At 40.9% G+C, this 16184-nt stretch carries 19 protein-coding genes; 7 read left to right on the forward strand and 12 right to left on the reverse strand.

The window, feature by feature from the left end:
• Positions 1-59: 59 nt before the first annotated feature.
• The 7 genes from rbsK to AC0YNW_RS16570 are packed head-to-tail and all read right to left on the reverse strand — an operon-like array spanning position 60 to position 6563.
• A complete protein-coding gene (gene rbsK, locus AC0YNW_RS16540) occupies positions 60-995 on the reverse strand; it encodes a ribokinase (protein ID WP_475832858.1) in 936 nt (311 codons plus the stop codon).
• Positions 996-1050: 55 nt separating this feature from the next.
• Positions 1051-1998, reverse strand: coding sequence for a nucleoside hydrolase (locus AC0YNW_RS16545; protein ID WP_475832859.1), 948 nt, complete (start codon positions 1996-1998; stop codon positions 1051-1053).
• A 22-nt stretch (positions 1999-2020) separates the two neighbouring features.
• On the reverse strand, positions 2021-3451 hold the full coding sequence (locus AC0YNW_RS16550; RefSeq protein WP_475832860.1) for an MFS transporter: 1431 nt from the start codon (positions 3449-3451) through the stop codon (positions 2021-2023).
• Between the two features lie 11 nt (positions 3452-3462).
• Complete coding sequence (locus AC0YNW_RS16555) at positions 3463-4275, reverse strand: energy-coupling factor ABC transporter ATP-binding protein (RefSeq protein ID WP_475832861.1); 813 nt, start codon at positions 4273-4275, stop codon at positions 3463-3465.
• Entirely contained in the window at positions 4244-5125 is an 882-nt protein-coding gene (locus AC0YNW_RS16560) for an energy-coupling factor ABC transporter ATP-binding protein (protein ID WP_475832862.1), read from the reverse strand. Before AC0YNW_RS16560 ends, AC0YNW_RS16555 begins: the two co-directional genes overlap by 32 nt.
• A 30-nt stretch (positions 5126-5155) precedes the next feature.
• A complete protein-coding gene (locus tag AC0YNW_RS16565; RefSeq protein ID WP_475832863.1) occupies positions 5156-5920 on the reverse strand; it encodes an energy-coupling factor transporter transmembrane component T in 765 nt (254 codons plus the stop codon).
• Between the two features lie 13 nt (positions 5921-5933).
• On the reverse strand, positions 5934-6563 hold the full coding sequence (locus AC0YNW_RS16570) for an ECF transporter S component (protein WP_054401102.1): 630 nt from the start codon (positions 6561-6563) through the stop codon (positions 5934-5936).
• 217 nt (positions 6564-6780) lie between these two features.
• On the opposite strand from AC0YNW_RS16570, the gene AC0YNW_RS16575 reads away from it, so the two are divergent.
• Complete coding sequence (locus tag AC0YNW_RS16575; protein ID WP_475832864.1) at positions 6781-8679, forward strand: PfkB family carbohydrate kinase; 1899 nt, start codon at positions 6781-6783, stop codon at positions 8677-8679.
• Positions 8680-8827: 148 nt separating this feature from the next.
• Here AC0YNW_RS16575 and AC0YNW_RS16580 read toward each other — a convergent pair whose 3' ends face one another.
• From AC0YNW_RS16580 to AC0YNW_RS16590, 3 genes are all read right to left on the reverse strand, one after another.
• The gene (locus AC0YNW_RS16580) at positions 8828-9043 is read right to left on the reverse strand and encodes a hypothetical protein (RefSeq protein ID WP_475832865.1); all 216 of its coding nucleotides are present in this window, start codon (positions 9041-9043) and stop codon (positions 8828-8830) included.
• Positions 8974-9453, reverse strand: coding sequence for an MFS transporter (locus tag AC0YNW_RS16585; protein ID WP_475832866.1), 480 nt, complete (start codon positions 9451-9453; stop codon positions 8974-8976). The genes AC0YNW_RS16580 and AC0YNW_RS16585 overlap by 70 nt, the downstream gene beginning before the upstream one ends.
• A gap of 429 nt (positions 9454-9882) precedes the next feature.
• Entirely contained in the window at positions 9883-10401 is a 519-nt protein-coding gene (locus AC0YNW_RS16590; RefSeq protein WP_475832867.1) for a hypothetical protein, read from the reverse strand.
• A gap of 576 nt (positions 10402-10977) precedes the next feature.
• Here AC0YNW_RS16590 and AC0YNW_RS16595 point away from each other — a divergent pair.
• The gene (locus AC0YNW_RS16595) at positions 10978-11859 is read left to right on the forward strand and encodes a phosphotransferase family protein (RefSeq protein ID WP_475832868.1); all 882 of its coding nucleotides are present in this window, start codon (positions 10978-10980) and stop codon (positions 11857-11859) included.
• Between the two features lie 112 nt (positions 11860-11971).
• Complete coding sequence (locus AC0YNW_RS16600; protein WP_475832869.1) at positions 11972-12169, forward strand: hypothetical protein; 198 nt, start codon at positions 11972-11974, stop codon at positions 12167-12169.
• 137 nt (positions 12170-12306) lie between these two features.
• On the opposite strand, the gene AC0YNW_RS16605 is transcribed toward AC0YNW_RS16600, so the two are convergent.
• The gene (locus AC0YNW_RS16605) at positions 12307-12819 is read right to left on the reverse strand and encodes an RrF2 family transcriptional regulator (RefSeq protein WP_475832870.1); all 513 of its coding nucleotides are present in this window, start codon (positions 12817-12819) and stop codon (positions 12307-12309) included.
• Positions 12820-13036: 217 nt separating this feature from the next.
• Here AC0YNW_RS16605 and AC0YNW_RS16610 point away from each other — a divergent pair, with 217 nt between their 5' ends.
• From AC0YNW_RS16610 to AC0YNW_RS16620, 3 genes are all read left to right on the forward strand, one after another.
• Entirely contained in the window at positions 13037-13678 is a 642-nt protein-coding gene (locus tag AC0YNW_RS16610; protein ID WP_475832871.1) for an FMN-dependent NADH-azoreductase, read from the forward strand.
• A 190-nt stretch (positions 13679-13868) separates the two neighbouring features.
• Positions 13869-14141: a type II toxin-antitoxin system Phd/YefM family antitoxin gene (locus AC0YNW_RS16615; protein WP_475832872.1), complete on the forward strand. Its 273-nt coding sequence runs from the start codon at positions 13869-13871 to the stop codon at positions 14139-14141.
• A complete protein-coding gene (locus tag AC0YNW_RS16620; RefSeq protein ID WP_475832873.1) occupies positions 14125-14472 on the forward strand; it encodes a type II toxin-antitoxin system RelE/ParE family toxin in 348 nt (115 codons plus the stop codon). The genes AC0YNW_RS16615 and AC0YNW_RS16620 overlap by 17 nt, the downstream gene beginning before the upstream one ends.
• A 637-nt stretch (positions 14473-15109) precedes the next feature.
• Here the strand turns inward: AC0YNW_RS16620 and AC0YNW_RS16625 are convergent.
• The gene (locus AC0YNW_RS16625; protein WP_475832874.1) at positions 15110-15514 is read right to left on the reverse strand and encodes a hypothetical protein; all 405 of its coding nucleotides are present in this window, start codon (positions 15512-15514) and stop codon (positions 15110-15112) included.
• A gap of 181 nt (positions 15515-15695) precedes the next feature.
• Here AC0YNW_RS16625 and AC0YNW_RS16630 point away from each other — a divergent pair, with 181 nt between their 5' ends.
• Complete coding sequence (locus AC0YNW_RS16630) at positions 15696-16121, forward strand: NUDIX hydrolase (protein ID WP_475832875.1); 426 nt, start codon at positions 15696-15698, stop codon at positions 16119-16121.
• Positions 16122-16184 lie beyond the last annotated feature (63 nt).

A 16184-nucleotide genomic window follows, 5' to 3' on the forward strand; every position in this document is an offset into this window, starting at 1 on the left:
TTTAGTTGCCAACGAAAAAACACCTCCAAGATGTTCTTGGAGGTGTCAGAAATGTTTAGTTACTCTGTCACTAAGCTGTTTGATTCAGATAGGATTTCAGATTCGTATGGGATAGATTGCTGTGCTCCATATCTTTGAACGGTTAACGATGCGGCTTTGCATCCATAGATAATGGCTTCTTTGATATTACTAAAATCCGCTGAAATTTTGGTCGCTAATGCGCCAATGAATGTATCCCCGGCAGCCGTAGTGTCCACTGCCTTAACGTCGAATGCCGGTACAAAGCCTGTATGTCCATTTGCAAAGGAATAGAACGCGCCTTTACTTCCCAAAGTGACAATCACGGTTGGAATCCCCATATCATGCACCTTTTGTGTTGCGGCAATCAATTCTTGTTCATTCGTAATAGCTTGTCCGGAGATGGTTTCTAACTCCGTCTCGTTAGGAATCAACATATCGGTTAATTGAATAATCCGTTCAGGAATTATGGCTCTCGCAGGTGCCGGATTTAAAATCGTTGTCACATGATGTTGTTTTGCGATTTCAAAACTTCTCTCGATACTGGACAAATTGGTTTCAAATTGAGCGATGACATAGTCACTCTCAGCGATCAAACCGCGCATCTCATCGATATGATCGTCTGTAATCGCTTGATTGGCGCCGCCATAGATGATAATACTGTTCTCGCCTTCATCGTTGACCATGACATAAGCACTGCCTGTTCTGGTTGTATCTAACTTCCTAACACCTGCAGTATGGATATGATCTTGTTCGAGCAATCCAAGCAAAGCTTTTCCTGTATCATCATTTCCTATTGCACCGATAAAGTTAACTTGTCCGCCATTCCTGGCGGCAGCAATGGCTTGATTAGCTCCTTTGCCGCCGCCATTCGTAAACATTTCTTTAGAATGAACGGTTTCACCTGGTTTTGGCAGATGCTCTGTTCGGACAGTGGTATCAAAATTAATACTGCCAACTACTGTAATTTTATTCATTTTTTCGTCTCCACTTGTTACCGCCCTTTGCACGAGTGGCAAACATGATTTTGTTTTAGGAAAAATATTTAATCGTATCCATCATTAATTTCTTGAATTTAGGCAAGTCAAGATCAAACGCCACAAGGACATTTTTCTCTTTTTTATACAGATTGTCATAATCAACAACTGTACTGCCCAGTGCCAGTGATTCACTAGTCTCCACTTGTACATTCATCGGATAAACCGTAAACATTTCGGGATCAATGATATACGCAACGGCACAAGGGTCGTGCATATGAATGCCTTCAACATGATCTTCAGCTGCCCAGAATGGACGAGTTGTTGTTAAATTGAAGAAATCCAATAAGTCAGCCATGGTTCGTGCAACATCATTCCCGACTTCTCTGATTTCCTTGATGTCACTTTCAAACACTTGAGCTTTTAATGTAACATCTAGACCAAACATCGCTACAGGGACACCTGATTTCACCACAATATCTGCGGCTTCCGGGTCAACATAGATGTTGAACTCGGCATGGGGAGTAATATTTCCTCCGAAGCATGCACCGCCCATGAATGAAATCATTTCAATTTTTTCTTTCAGTTCAGGATGTGACAACAGGAAAATAGCGATATTGGTTAAAGGTCCTGTCGCAATAAGCGTAACCTTTTCCTCAGATTCTCTTAATATCTTAGCGATCAATTCATTGGCAGTGATATCAAGATCCTGAATATTAGATTCAGGTAATTCTGCTCCATCGATCCCTGACTCTCCATGAACATCATCAGCAATAATCAAATTTCGACGCAAAGGCTTTGAAGCGCCTCTTGCTACTGGAATGTTTTCGCTTTTTGCCAAGGTTAACAATCGTTTAGCGTTTACATATGTTTTTTCGGGAATTTGATTGCCCGCAGAAGTCGTTACGGCAAGTAAATCAATTTTTTCAGAGGCGATAGCCATCAATAAAGCTAATGCGTCATCATGTCCGGGATCACAATCCAAAATCACTTTCTTTGTCATATTCTTCCCCTCCGTAAATCAATTAATTTTTTTGTTGAATTTTTTCAGCATGCGCATAAATCATTTTTTTGGTGAAGAGGAAAATGATCAATGCTAAGAATATAACGCCGCCGCCAACCATGAAAACATTGGCATAGGTGGACGCTGGTCCAGCTTCCGTGCCGGTCATACTGCCACCGCTCATAAAACCTGAGGACATCATTCCAACAAATACAGCGACACCGACAGAGCCAGTAATGGCTTGAACCAGGTCATTCACACCAAGTACACGACCTGATTCTTCAGGCGTTACGGTTAGCGTTGCTGTATCCACGATTGGTGAATAGAGGAAGGAGGTGCCAAAGTAATAAATACATGGTGCTACGGCCAAAGCCAGAACCTTGCCGTAAGGAATGAGGAACGCAACTGCAAGCAATCCAAGCCCCATGAATGTTAAAGCCATAATGATGGAAGCGGAGCGGCCAATCTTCTTAACAACTGGACCAGACACAAATCCCAGAACAGCCGCCAAAAGAATCGACCAAACTAATAGCAACGAAACTTGAGCAGAGTCAATCCCAAATACGTTCAATCCGATAGCATTCACACCCGCATTCAGGGTGTAACTGAAGAAGTAACCAATGAAGATAACCGTCATCGTTGCGACAAAAGCCGGGTTCTTCAAAAATTTAGGAGTAATAAATGGATTCTTAGCTTTGTTGATGTAGACAAGGAACAAGATCAAAGTAACAACAGAAGAGATAGCCCAGAACAGATTCATATCTGTAAAGAACATGGTCATCGCAGCGGCGAAAGCGCCAATAAGGGTAAATCCGGCCCAATCGATATTTGCACCCTTAGCGCGTTCGTTCGGCAAGTTTTTCAATAAAGAAGGAATGAACAGTATAGCAATCAGAGGTACTGCAAAAAGCCAGCGCCAGTCGATGTTAGTGATATATCCAGCAGCTACTACGCCTAGTGCGGCAGAAAAGCGGAACACAGCAACGAAAATGCCGTAGTAAATAACGCGATTTACTTTTTTAATATATTTAGACACAAGTACCAGGAATACGGAGCCTGCCACCTGACCGCCTGCAGACTGCAACACGCGAGCAATAACGACTGCCCAAATACTGCTTGGTCCAAATATAAACCCAATCGCTGAACCAGCAATAAGAAGGATTATACCCAAAAGGGTCATTTTCTTCAGTGAAACAAAATCACCTAATGCACCATAAATAACACACACAATGCCCAATACAATACCAGGAATTGACGTAATTAACGAAGATAAGTTGGGTACCCCTAGCTGTTCGCCAATATTAACAAAAATCATGCCAAACGCTTGTTGTTCCAAGATACCTAATGTGAAAATCAATAACACCAGCGGAATGGCCCTCTTTGCCATTTTATTCATTCGTTCGAATTCTTCTGTCCCTTCTTTGGGAACAGGAACACCAATTACTTTTTCCATTTCATTTGTCCTCATCTCTGTTGTATTCTTGTTGCGAAGTGATCGATAAACTCCTCTTTACTGAATGAGATATCTTTAAGCCTCAACGCTTGCCCTACACGAGTGATAGGCGGCGGTGCAACATGGCTCTCTAATAAAGTCTTGACATCAGAAAAAACATTATACTTATTGCCTGACTTCAAAATCTCACCTTTTGACATCACGATGATCTGATCAAAGTTACGAACTACAAATTTCATATCATGAGTAATCGTTATACAAAGTCGATCATTGTTCTTAAGATAGTTGATGATCTTGGCTAATCGTTGATTGCCTTCAACATCCTGACCGCAAGTTGGTTCATCCAAGATGATTATTTTGGGATCCATCATGAGTATAGAACCAATCGTACAAAACTTTTTCTCAGTCGCATTGAGATCAAAGGGATGTGTGGAAAGCCGATGTTTGAGTCCAACCAAATCTGAGATAAAGTCAATGCGGTCATTAATTTCATGTCTTGACAAGCCTTGTTGCTTAGGTCCAAATTCAAATTCTTTTCTTACCGTTTCTAGAAAAAGTTGATTATCGGGATTTTGAAACACATAGCCGATATACTTGGACCAGTAGGCAGTCGTGTGATCATGGATACTCTCACCATCAATCAGAATTTGGCCTTCGGTAGGCCGCAATAAACCGTTGAGGTGCTTAGCAAAAGTCGTCTTGCCGGCTCCATTTTGGCCGATTATGGCTACAGGGTTACTTCCCTCAAAAGTAGTATTTATTCCTCTGAGAGCCTCACCTCCAGAAGGGTATTTATGTTTGAGGTTTTTGATTTCTATCTTCATAGAGAATCACCTCCTGTAATAATGAAATCGCTTGACTTTCTGTTAAAGCAAAATCTCGTTCACTATAGCCGGGTTTGATCAATTTCTTGGTTATCTCATAATAATCAGGCGGATTTACTGAGAACTCTGCTAGATGCGGTGAACAAAACACTTCTTCGGGTGTGCCTCCCAGAACAATCGTGCCATGCTGTAAGACGTAGACTTTATCTGCTAACTTTGCTACCCTTTCCATGTCATGATCTACCATTACAATCGTGATTCCGTTTTCATTTAACTTTTTAATAATATTCATGATTTGTCTACTGCCAATAGGATCCAACTGTGTTGTACACTCATCCAAAACGAGAATTTTCGGCTCTAGAATGATTGCCGATGCCAATGCGACTCTTTGCACCTGACCTCCGGAAAGTTCAAGAGGGTTTTTATCCAATAATTCATCGATCTGCATCAGCTCGGCTATTTCCTTTATCTTGCTGAACATCTCGTCCCTGGGAACCCCGCGATTGCCAAGCCCAAATGCTAATTCTTCAGCAACAGTATCTGCGGTATAAGACAACTGATTAAAAGGGTTTTGAAAAACAAGCCCAATCGTTTGCGAAAGTTCCCCTACACTCACGGCAGCCGTATCTTTTTCATCAACGATTATGCTCCCTTCACTAAATCCAACAAAATAATTAGGAATCAGCCCTACCAATGCATTACATAAGGTTGATTTTCCGGAACCATTCGCGCCAATTATTGCAACAAATTCACCCGATGCAACTTCAAAATGGACATTCTTCAAAGCAACTTCTGTTTCTTGGTTGTAACGATAAGAAAAATGATTGACTTGTATTAATGTGCTCGTCATTCTTGTCACCTCCACTCTTTTTCCAATGCATCAGAGGAACCTTGGGAGCAAGCTCGAGATTAAGAAACAAATGGCCAGTATTCTTAGGACGATGTCGAGGCCTGTAGTCTCAACCTTTATATAGCTCGTTGGTTGGGCTCCACTGATTCCAAAACCCCGGGTCTCGAGTGTCATTCCTCTTTCTTGAGCATCTGTCAGAGAGGAAAGAACAACCGGTCCAATAAGCGGCAAAAATGCTTTCGCCCGTTGTAAGAATGTCCCTGTGGTTTCAACCCCGCGCGATTCCTGCGCTTCTTGAATAACCTTGACCTTTCTCTGCATTTGAGGAACAACATTAAGGCTTGCTAAAATTAAATATCCTATTTTCATGTTAAGCCCCGACTGTGTTAAGGCGGCTACAGTCTCTGAATTTTTTGTTGTTTGCAGCATTAAGTAGAATGCGGCTAAAAAGATTAAAAGAGTGGACGAAATCTTTAATGCGTACATCGTGCCCTCTAGTCCCATTTGTGCAAAACCGAAGTCAGCAATCATTGTTTTGTTTTTAGGACTATATAAGCCTTGGATAAAAAGCAACATTAGCGTTACCGGAATACCAAAACCCAAAATCAACTTTAAAACCTTTTTTCCTTGTCCGATTAATATTCCCAGTATGACAAGTAAACATAATATTCCGTATCCAACAAAGGGCAGCGGGTAAATGAGACAGCCAATTCCTAAACAAAATACGATAAGCAGCTTCGTGATCGGATTTAAATTTCCAACTAAAACAGCTATAGAGTTGTTGTTCGTTTCCATTGTTCCATCACCTTCATGACCCTTTGCGGCCTTTAAGTAAATAATCCTTGTCCAGCGGAGCGTACTGACTTGAGAAACGTCTAGGAATTTTCTTTACTAACCAGTAAGCGATTAGAAATACAATTCCTTTGTCGATGAGATTTTCGAGTATGGAAGTCGAAAATACCGAAAGCATGATTTCTTTTGTAGTTGCAATCAATGCTGCCGTAAAGAGGGAACTGCTATTAATCCCAGTAGCGCCGCCATAAATAAAGATCGTGATGAAAGCGGCACTTATCGCATTCGTTAACGTACAGGCCAACCAAGTAATCACTACACCAAGCTTATTCTTAAAGAAGCCTGCTTTAACCAAGTAGCCTGTTACCAAACCACATAAAACGCTTACAATCGAAAAAGGAAGAAATACTGGATTGGTGACGATGGATAAGAATAAATTTGTTGCCAATCCACAAAGTGCGGCGACCCAAGGACCAGCAAGACATGCAATCAAGACCGTTCCGATCATATCCAAAAAAAGCGGCAACTTTAAGGTTGAGGATAGGGTGCCTCCAATTAAATTAATCCCTACAGCGATCGGTATCAAAACTAACGCTTTCGTGGAAAATTGGGTTTGAAGAAACCTTCGAAAAAAAGATTGTCTCATAGTAGCCCTTCTCTTAAAAAATGTAATATAATGATTTGAGAAATCGCTTTCGGAAAACGCTTTCCTGTTACTGAGACTATCATCGATAAATTGATATGTCAACAAGATTATTTATCCAATCCCTCCGTTCTAATTTATTGTAAAATAAAAAGGACACACAAAAACGTTGATGCAACTGCTTGGCAGGTTTCAAAAGATACGATGAGGGGAGAAGGCTATGAATATTAAAGATATAGCCAAATTGGCAGGAGTTTCCGTTTCCACCGTTTCCAAAATTGTAAATAAAAAAGATCAAAGCATTAGTAAAGATACCCGTGAACGTGTATTAAAAATAGTCCATGAATACAACTACACTCCTTATTCATCTAGTATTAGCAAATCGACTTCTACTGGAATAATAGGGGTTTTAATAAATTCAACCATTTCGACAGACTCGATGCTAAACGGAATTATTAACGAAGCCCAGCGCAAAGGTTATAGTCCACTGATTTTGAATAGCTGTGGAGATTTGAACCAAGAGTTAAAAAACATGACTTCACTCATTACAAAGCAAGTGGATGGGATTATCTGGGAACCTGTAGATGGCGAAAGCTTAAAAAACCGTATTCATTTTAATTCTTTAGACATCCCCGTTGTAATAGTCGGAGGGGGCGGAGAAGCAAATTCTCTGGAATTGCCTTATAAGCTGGCAGCTTACTTCCTTACCAAGCAGTTGATTGATAAGAAACACACGAAGATCGCATGTATAGTAGGGGAAGGACACCGAAAGAATGCCTTTATAGAGGGGTATAAGCATGCGCTTTTTGACCGTAATCTAAAATTCGAAGAATCTATGGTGCTTTCATCGCTTGACGAAACCATTAATGACTTTATCATAGGAGGACAAATTACAGGATTTATTTCCTCACATTTATACAAGTCTATTGAACTATATAATCTAGCTATCCAGAGCGGTCTGAAATCACCGAAGGACTATTCATTGCTTTCCATTCAAAATGACTACGACTTCTCTTTGGTTGCAGATCAAAAGACGATATCGACCATAACCGTCAATAATGCTAACTTTGGCGCCTATATCTGTAATGTACTGATCAACTCTATAGCTGGAGCGGATGCCATACAACCTTATGAGGAAAAAATGGTATTAGACAACACCAATACGTTAGGTTTCCCAGATGAGGGCGGGAAGCCTAAAATCCTTGTTGTTGGAAGTATTAATATGGATACTTATCTCTACTCCCCTCAACTGCCGCACAATGGAGCAACGAATTTTATATCTAGCCTTACAAAACTTCCAGGCGGAAAAGGGTTCAATCAAGCAGTAGGAACGGCAATGCTTGGACACCGGGTCAGGCTGATTGGATGCTTAGGTTCAGATATGGAGTCAAATAGCATCTTCCAAGAGTTAGAGAAAAATGGTGTCAGTACGATTGGAATCACACGTTCAAGTGATACGGAAACAGGTCAGGCATATATTTTTGTCGAATCTAGCGGCGATTCTATGATATCCGTCCTTCCAGGAGCCAATGCAGATCTTTCACCCCAAAAAATAGAACAACAGACAGGATTATTTTCTGATGCTGAATTTTGTTTGATTCAAACCGAAATTCCGGTCAATACCGTTGAAAAGGTCTGCTCCATTGCAAAAAATGAGGGACTAACCATCATTCTCAAACCTTCAGCATCAAAGATCATTCCAGATCCGATCTTGAAAAAAATCGATTATTTGATTCCGAACGAAGACGAGCTCTTGGAGATATGCCCACAGTTCAATTCTATAGAGCAAAAAGCAGATTTTCTCCTATCCAAAGGAGTCAAAAATGTCATAGTCACATTAGGTAAAAAAGGATGTTATTTAAGAACAACAAATGTTGAAAGGTTCTTCCCTGCATCAGAGTTTGCTGCTGTCGATAGTACGGGTGCAAGTGATGCTTTCATTAGCGCATTAGCGTCTTATTTGCTAAGAGGATGCTCTTTGGTGGATGCGATTCAAATCGCGACCTATGCCGCTGGTTTTTCCGTTTCCCGCGATGGAGTCATCAATTCATTAGCTGATCGGGTTACTCTAGAAAGCTATATTGCAAAGAAGGATCCCAAATTATTATCCTCACATTAGAAACGAGGCGGCGGCTTAGATGTGTCGAGTGGAAGCGATCGTTATAAAGGGAATAAACGAAGCATGAAGAAGCCTCCAAATCCATTATTGAAATGGTTTTGGAGGCTTTCTATTTCAATCAACGAAGTCCTGAAAACCCTGGAGTAAATCAATGAAGATTGCGCTTGTACGACATGACGAACAGAAGGCCGCCAAACGTGACGAGTGCAATGAAAATCAGCATCATATTGCTGAAAAGCGCAGCTGCTTGACTGGTTACGGTCGTGATGAGCGGAGAGTCCAGCCATGACTTAGTCAGCAGTCCGCCCACACCGGCAATGCCAATGCCCTCGGCAAGGAAACAAGCGAAGTTGAGCATGCCCATGCCGGAGCCTGCTTCTCCGGTACGACAATCTTGACGATGATCACCATAATAAGCGATGGAACGGCCGAAGCCCCGACTCCCTGAAAAAACCGCGCGATCAGCACGCCCGGATACCAGGCATGACACAATAGGCCGACAATCGAACCGTAGCCGTAGATTAGCATGCCGAATAACAGCAGCTTTCTCATACCTATATGTTCCGATATCCTGCCGTACACCGCGATGCCGATCGCGAAGGATAGCAAGAAGCAGGTATTGGTCCAATTGGCCGCCGACGGTGCAATATCAAAATAAGCAGCGATATCCGGCAATGATACGTTAAACATGGTTTCATTCATCACGCTGAAAAACGTCAAAATGCTCAGCCAAAGGATGAATCGTGAATCGGGAACTTTATTTCGATGTAACACTTGCATATAAACCCCTTTAAGATCAAGGGGAATCGCAGTTTATAGGGTCAATTATGCGTTTTCCCCTAATTGTTGTACCCTAACAGAATAGTTTTGTCGCATGTTCAAATACGCCTCCAAATAAGTAAATGTAAAACAATTCAAATGTATCATAGCCTGTTAAGAGGCGTAAGCGAACTCCCCAAGGATATAGATACTTACGGCCTTATTCATGGGAATATCAGTCCTGGCAATTATCTTAATGACGGAGGCTCTCCTTTAGTAACCATTTATAAACCCAATAGGATGCTGAGTATTTTTGAAGAAAAAGAAAGCCGCCCCTGCTGAAATCAGGAAGCGACTCTTAAACCCAAGAGATAAGAAGTGAGCCACAAGGCTTCTAATCCTTCTCAACATTCTGTATTAAGAGAGAGTACGTCAAGGATTGACTCACCCTATTTCAACATTATCCCAAATCGAGAAAAGGATGACTCCTCCAATAAATATCATACAGACTACAAGCGGCAATGTTGTCAGGGTAATTCCCGCTATTGCCATACCTCTTCCACTAGAAGAACGTTTTGCTCTAATTCCTAAGATGAACCCAACGATATTTAGAATAAAAGCGAAAAAAAGACTAATTGCTGTACCTGGTGAAGTAGTATAGCTGTACTGTGAATCATAGTTCATTTTCAACATTGCTACTATGAATAATATAATTCCGAATATACCGAATATCATGGATACTACCGCTTGTCCAAGTCTATCTTTTGGTTGGTTCTTCATCGTGGCTTTTGTTGCAGATACATTCGCATTTGTTGAGGGACTACCCGCTCTCTCTGTTTGACTGACAGTAGTCCTGTTTACTTGGGGAATAGCCGCCTGAGATTGACCGCCAACCGTCCTGTTAGGTTGGGCAGGCGTTGCCCTGTTGGGCTGATTGATTGTAGTTCTAGTGTTACGTTGCACTTCTATTGACTCCCTTCTGAGATGGTTATAGGTGTATAGACCTATTCTATCATTCGGCAAAGTTCCCCAAAACCCCTTTTTTCCCCCTTTATTTTTGGTTCGCACCTTTTCAAGAAAATTTTATGCTTTTGATTGATGCAGGGATTGACCGTATTTTGGAACAGCGAGGTAACTTACATGTATTATGAAGGTAACGCCAATACACCTCATAGTGAAGAGGTGGTACATAGCTAAGCTTTAGCGATGCAGGAAGGAAGGCTAGGCATGGACAGTCGCTCAGTCCGTATGGGCAGGTATCATATCAGTCTATGAGGATGGAAGCACCCATCCAGCAACTGAAGTATTCATCGACCTGATCTAGGAGTGCCGCCGGAAGTGCCCCAACCCGGCGAAGAATGACAAGGTCCTGCTGTCTCTTGATGATCCGCATTCATACATCCCTACTAAAAATAAAAATGCTCTTTCGAAAAGGGGTCTTTGCGCAGAGTCAAGAATGTGATATATGTAAGATATTGGATTTAGTTCTGTTTTCAGAGAAACAAATCGGAAGAATCGCTCCAAAACAGGAGGTTACAGATGAGTTCTATTCTAAAAGTTATAGAGCAGCTAAAGTTGAACGTCCTGAATGTGGAAGATGTTCCAGAGTCATTTAGTTCCGATGTATACAAGCTTACTCTTACCAGTGGAGAAAACGTTTTTGTGAAAATTCCATTTAACAAGGATAAATTAAATCGTGAATTTCAGATGCTTGAGACATTAAAGGGGATACTGCCTGTTCCTAAGGTATTGGACATTTGGTACGGGGATGAAAGTACGACTGGAGCATTGCTTCTTTCAGCAATTCAAGGCATGCCTTGTACAGGAGACATTGATGAGAAGCTCTCTTTTCAAATGGGCGTATATCTGGCTATGCTCCATGAGGTTAAAGCACCTGGGTATGGTTACTATGTAAGCGATGGTTTTATGTTATTTGACCAAAATAATTGGAGATTACATATCAAAAGTACTTTTGAAAAGTGGACGGAGCCATGCAAAGAGATTCTCGACTCAGAATTGTATGAAAGATGTATTCTTCACTTTGATGAAGTTTTCTCTACTTTACCGGAACCTGACGGACCATGTATGGTTCACATGGATTTTAGACCAGGTAATATATTGGTGAATGGTAACGAGGTTGCTGGCATTATTGATTTCGAGAGTGCCCGTGGCGGATCGTCGGAAATAGATTTTACAAAAGTCAATCGATATATATGGGAAGTCAATCCGAGAACAAAGATGCCGTTCATTGAAGGTTATCAATCGATTCGACCTATGCTGGCTCTGGAAAGTGTACTGCCATTATATGATATTTACGATGCTTTCAGCTCCGTTGTTTGGTGTAAAAACAGAGGCATTGAAAAAAATCAAACGTTCCTTCAGGAAAATATTCTGATTTTAAGAAATTCGGTGGGTTATTGAGAAAACCCTTCTTAAGGAAAAACATCCTTTTACAGCCATCGTCAGTACGTTATAATATAATCACCAACTAGCTTGAGTCGCTTATCAAAGAATAGATATTGGAGGTATGGTCATGGTCAATCGCAATAGAAATATGATTTCCATAGCCCTCAGCACGGCTCTAGTCGTGTCTATGCTGGTTACAGGCAGCACACTCTTGGCCCAAGGTAAAACAACAGGTTCAGCACAGAATCAGTCTGTTACCAATCAGACTACGTTAGTGTTGGAGAAGTCACCAGGAGCTAAAAAGGTTGAAATTATTAAAGGATGATTGTTAATGAAATAACATACTAAACTGTGAAGACAGCCTCGTCATATCATGAGGGCTGTCTTTCTATTGGCGAGAAAAAAAGTTAAGGAGGGGCGGCGTCCCCTCCTTTTTTGTTGCTTGAAAAGATGATAATTAAGTTAGTTAGTGTTTTTTCTTATAAAGTATTCTCGGGTATCTGTCTGCACCTTTTCGGGTAAAGTACGAGCGAGTTCCTTATTTAACCACGCAAGTGTTTTATTACGAAGAAACTCACGCATATATCCTTCTGCTTCAAGCATCGTTAAGTTAATCGTACAAGAAGGATTGCCGGAACTACAGTCACAGGAAGTCCAATCTTTATCTGCATACATAAGATTCGTTTTTAATATATTTTTGCATTGAAAAATAGGGTTTGTTCCTTCAACTGCTTCTATTACATCCCAAAAAGAAATCTCTTCGGGAGACTTAGCTAATTTATAACCACCCTTTACACCAGGTGTAGAACTCACAATACCCGCCTTGGTCAGTTTACCCAAAACTTTCGATAGATACGTTTCTGAAAGTCCTTGAAATTCTGAAAGGTCTTTTATTCCAATACTTTCCTCTTCGGGTATGTCTATTAAATAAACAAGGCTATGCAAAGCATATTCAACCATAACACTGTACTGCATGTAAAAAGACACCTGCTTTCATGTTAAAAAAGCTTTATTAAAAATAGTATAGCACCATTTTCATTTTTGCCAATTTACATAAATTACAACACGGAATGAATTGACACTAAATTGGGGAAGTTATATTATAGATTAAGTCAATCGACGATTAAATTAATCCATGATTATATCGATCGACAATAACAGAAATGGAAATTCATTTAGGAGGAAAACATCCATGAGTAAACTACTTATCATCAATGCACATCCAGAATTTGATTCTAAAACCTCAGCAAGTCTGAATGTATTTAATTACTTTTTGAAGGTATATAAAGAGAAGCATTCAAATGATGAAGTAATTGAACTGATTAATCTATACGAAGAAGAAGTCCCCATGTTAGATAAAACTGTTTTTAGCGCATGGCAGAAACAAAGAGCTGGTGAAGAATTAACGAGTCAAGAAATAGAACTAACGGACCGCATGAATGAGATATTAAAACAATTCAAAAGCGCTAATAAATATGTCATTGTGTATCCTTTGCATAACTTTAATATCCCATCAAAGCTAAAGGATTATATGGATAATATTATGATTGCAAGGGAAACGTTTAAATATACGGATACGGGTTCAGTCGGTCTTCTTAACGATGAAAGAAGTATCGTTGTTATTCAAGCTAGCGGGTCAATCTACACCAATAATGACTGGTATACGGAAGTGGAATACTCCCATAAGTATCTGAAGTCCATGTTTCATTTCTTTGGCATTGAGGATTATCAAATGGTTCGTGTGCAAGGGACTGCTTTACTGGATAGAGACGAAGTATTACAAAAGGGGTACAGAGAAGCTGAGGAAGCCGCTTCTATATTAGCAGGGAAGTAAGAGGGGCACGATTTTAAAAAACTCCGAATTCAAGATAAAGGCACCGGATCAGGTGCCTTTCTTTTCTCGCCTTATTGATGAAATGTTGAATTGCATCATCATAGTGGTAAAGATGAAGAGTAGCAACAACTGTCAGTTTAATGATATAATATAGTCAGAATAATGCCATATGGGGAAGGGGTTGTTAATCATGTATATCAAGCCCTCAACAACAATTAGACAAGATTACAACGGGTTTTCAAAATATTGTCACGAAATTGATGAGCCAGTGGTTTTGACACGTAACGGAGAAGCCGATTTAGTTGTAATGAGTCATGAGACATATCGGCGAATGGAAGCACGAATTAAACTACAGTCTAAGCTCTTAGTAGCGGAAAAACAGATTGCAGAAGGTTCAGAATTACTTGACCATGATCAGGTAATGGAAAGAATGCGGAGGAAGATCGATGCCGCTAAAGAGTAAGATTAAATATACGCCGGCAGCAGTTGATGACATGGACGAGATTTTTTCGTATATTTCACAAGATAATATGGATACAGCGGGAAATATGCTGAATAAGTTAAACGTTACTATTTCAAGCTTGGCGGATTTCCCTAATAAAGGTTCTGTATTATCTGACGACGAATTTTCTCTTATTCAACGAGGTTATCGATTTATTGTAGTGAATCCGTATTTGATATTTTACCGGATCATGAATGATATCGTAGTCATCCACCGTATTTTGCATGGGCGTAGAGACTACTTGCGTGAGTTGTTTGGTCCGTTTGAAAAATATAACAGCCGCTCATTGTGAGAGGCTGCTTTGTTTTTTGCTTTACATATTCATTACTGTCAACCGTATCACCGCTTGCAGTATCTCCAGTTCCCTTCGTAAGTCCAGTAATCGTTCAAGCTCCGTGAATTTATCTTCCGAAAGTTTATGTTCCCTTCGTACAAATTCTCTATAATGTTCAAGTCATTTATAACCTTGTCTTTGCGTAGTGTTAATTTCTGAATTTGATGTGAGCGTCGACTTATTGGGCCAGACACAAAGCCCAGAAGGGGTCGTTGTACTGACAATGAAAAGGCTCGCCCAGTTCTTTCATCCAGCGAGCGGCGCTGGTTAGGTCTCCGCCGTGAAAGAGAGGGGCCTCCCCGAAGCTTTCGTCTTCCCAAACAAAGTCAGCCGTCTGTTGCTTCTCATCGACTGCGAGGAAGAAATCGGAGCCGTCAACGTAGGGGTTCGTACCTGTTTGGGCGTCTGTTGTTCGTAAGACGACGCGGACGCGGTGAGTCGGCTTTTGGCCAGAAAGTTGGTGGGAGGATTCTTTTCTAGAAGGTCAGAGAAAGGTTCCGCCGCAACAAGCATGACCCAAACGTTAGTCCCGTTGCGACGTTTTCGTTCCGATCAAACGTCTCTTTCAGCTTTCGGAGAACCAGTTCGTTTGCCGTCAGTTTCTTTCCGCGTGGTCTTTCAACCATTGTTCCACCTCCTCGTCGTGCGCTCCGGCATGCGTGAAGAACGTCATCAGGAAGTCGTTGTCGTACAGTACCGCGACTTTGTACGCCTGGAAACTTTCGCCGACGTCGAGCTGTTCGACGTACTCGGGGCAACTTCCCAGTAGTCCTCCTCCTTCACGGCCCAGCCCGACGTTGCTAAGATCACGGACGTTGTCTCCGGCTTCGAGAACGACGATGTAGCCGTGCCTACCCAAGTAAAAATCGCTCTCTACCTCGTCCTCAAACGCATCCCTCAGATGCAGGAAGTAGTCCTCGATCTGATCGAGCAGAACCTCCGGAAGTGCTCTGGCGTGGCGAAGTGCGTCAAAGTCTCGTTGTGTCTTGACGATTCTCATTCTTACATCCCTCCTGTAAATGAAAATGCCCCCTCAAAAAAGGGGACATTAGCTAGACCAAGAATATAATATATGTCTAAAAGTTGATTTAAACCTATTGAGTAATAGTACCATTAAGGAGGATTTTGGAATTCAGTGTATAATTGTAAATATACATAAGACACTAGATGGAGGTCTATTTATGCAAGGATACAATGTTCTTATGATTTACAACAAAGATGTGGACCGTTTGCTAATGTGTAAACGATTAAGGAATCCCTATAAAGGATTAAGTAATTTGGTTGGTGGAAAAATTGAAGTTGGAGAACTGGGTATTGATGCAGCGTATAGGGAACTATTAGAAGAGACTAACATTTCAAAAGAAGACGTAGTCTTGCATCATTTAATGGATTTTAAATATTATTTGCAAAATTGCTTTGTTGAAGTTTATGTTGGCAAATTGAAACACGATGTTGATATCTCCGGGGATGAGAATGAGTTGTATTGGTCTGACTTGAATAAAGATTTCTTTGATATGTCCCTGTACGCAGGTGAAGGAAATATAGGACATATGATTGAGCAAGTGAAAATGAGTAGAATTCTGGAAAGCGTGAACATAATTGCTTAGGAAACAGGAACGATATTTCAGCATAGTTCAAGAAGGGCCATCCCCACAAAGGATGGCCTTAAA

The organism is Paenibacillus sp. J31R120, assembly GCF_056269225.1.

What these genes read in the sequence shown, in the direction of transcription:
- AC0YNW_RS16605 (WP_475832870.1), bottom strand. Translation starts at nt 12,819, where the DNA reads ATGCAGTACAGTGTTATGGTTGAATATGCTTTGCATAGCCTTGTTTAT.
- AC0YNW_RS16580 (WP_475832865.1), bottom strand. Translation starts at nt 9,043, where the DNA reads ATGGGCATGCTCAACTTCGCTTGTTTCCTTGCCGAGGGCATTGGCATT.
- AC0YNW_RS16545 (WP_475832859.1), bottom strand. Translation starts at nt 1,998, where the DNA reads ATGACAAAGAAAGTGATTTTGGATTGTGATCCCGGACATGATGACGCA.
- AC0YNW_RS16610 (WP_475832871.1), top strand. Translation starts at nt 13,037, where the DNA reads ATGAGTAAACTACTTATCATCAATGCACATCCAGAATTTGATTCTAAA.
- AC0YNW_RS16620 (WP_475832873.1), top strand. Translation starts at nt 14,125, where the DNA reads ATGCCGCTAAAGAGTAAGATTAAATATACGCCGGCAGCAGTTGATGAC.
- AC0YNW_RS16615 (WP_475832872.1), top strand. Translation starts at nt 13,869, where the DNA reads ATGTATATCAAGCCCTCAACAACAATTAGACAAGATTACAACGGGTTT.
- AC0YNW_RS16550 (WP_475832860.1), bottom strand. Translation starts at nt 3,451, where the DNA reads ATGGAAAAAGTAATTGGTGTTCCTGTTCCCAAAGAAGGGACAGAAGAA.
- AC0YNW_RS16555 (WP_475832861.1), bottom strand. Translation starts at nt 4,275, where the DNA reads ATGAAGATAGAAATCAAAAACCTCAAACATAAATACCCTTCTGGAGGT.
- rbsK (WP_475832858.1), bottom strand. Translation starts at nt 995, where the DNA reads ATGAATAAAATTACAGTAGTTGGCAGTATTAATTTTGATACCACTGTC.
- AC0YNW_RS16630 (WP_475832875.1), top strand. Translation starts at nt 15,696, where the DNA reads ATGCAAGGATACAATGTTCTTATGATTTACAACAAAGATGTGGACCGT.
- AC0YNW_RS16600 (WP_475832869.1), top strand. Translation starts at nt 11,972, where the DNA reads ATGGTCAATCGCAATAGAAATATGATTTCCATAGCCCTCAGCACGGCT.
- AC0YNW_RS16575 (WP_475832864.1), top strand. Translation starts at nt 6,781, where the DNA reads ATGAATATTAAAGATATAGCCAAATTGGCAGGAGTTTCCGTTTCCACC.
- AC0YNW_RS16595 (WP_475832868.1), top strand. Translation starts at nt 10,978, where the DNA reads ATGAGTTCTATTCTAAAAGTTATAGAGCAGCTAAAGTTGAACGTCCTG.
- AC0YNW_RS16560 (WP_475832862.1), bottom strand. Translation starts at nt 5,125, where the DNA reads ATGACGAGCACATTAATACAAGTCAATCATTTTTCTTATCGTTACAAC.
- AC0YNW_RS16565 (WP_475832863.1), bottom strand. Translation starts at nt 5,920, where the DNA reads ATGGAAACGAACAACAACTCTATAGCTGTTTTAGTTGGAAATTTAAAT.
- AC0YNW_RS16625 (WP_475832874.1), bottom strand. Translation starts at nt 15,514, where the DNA reads ATGAGAATCGTCAAGACACAACGAGACTTTGACGCACTTCGCCACGCC.
- AC0YNW_RS16570 (WP_054401102.1), bottom strand. Translation starts at nt 6,563, where the DNA reads ATGAGACAATCTTTTTTTCGAAGGTTTCTTCAAACCCAATTTTCCACG.